The sequence below is a fragment of the Vibrio sp. 10N.261.52.A1 genome, assembly GCF_002876325.1.
Classification (GTDB): domain Bacteria; phylum Pseudomonadota; class Gammaproteobacteria; order Enterobacterales; family Vibrionaceae; genus Vibrio; species Vibrio chagasii.
The window spans coordinates 1-453 of record NZ_MCYD01000401.1 but is presented as its reverse complement, the minus strand read 5'-3'; the positions used below and the strand labels follow the sequence as shown (position 1 = coordinate 453).

The following is a 453-nucleotide window of genomic DNA, read 5'->3' as shown; positions in this document are numbered from 1 at the left end:
ATATTGAGCTCTGATGAATTAACAAAATTCTTGCCTAAAGGTCAGGCATATACTGATGCAGAGATTCAGCAGCATGTAGAAAACCGAATTGAACATTGGAATCACGGATTTGGGTCTTATGTGATAAGCCTTAAAAGTGAGCCCAAAACTAAAATAGGCTATGTTGGGGTGAGCACTGTGAAAATCCAGAGTTCAGCGATATCAGATACGCGTTGGTGTCAGGTTATCAAGGGCGAGGATATGTTTTTGAGGCTGCAAAAGCTGCCTTAGAGCAAACATTTCGTGCCAATAAGCACTCAAAAATTTATGGTGTAGCTTTCAAAGAAAATTTACCGTCATTAGCGATCATAAAAAACTAGGTATGATCCCTGAGCCAGAAGTTAAGCTTTATGGTGATGTTGATGGTCTTGAAATATATGCGATAGAAAAATTCATATAACAAGATGATTGGAC

Annotated in this window: 1 protein-coding gene and 1 pseudogene; both read left to right on the top strand. The window is 38.4% G+C overall.

Translation table 11 applies throughout. The features are described from left to right. Positions 1–270: pseudogene (locus tag BCT81_RS29710) on the top strand (hypothetical protein); the annotation flags it as partial. After that, positions 216–359 carry a GNAT family N-acetyltransferase gene (locus tag BCT81_RS29705; protein ID WP_241908161.1) on the top strand — a complete coding sequence of 48 codons (144 nt, stop codon included), beginning with the start codon at positions 216–218 and terminating at the stop codon, positions 357–359. The pseudogene BCT81_RS29710 and the gene BCT81_RS29705, both read left to right, overlap by 55 nt. The last annotated feature ends 94 nt before the right edge of the window (positions 360–453 follow it).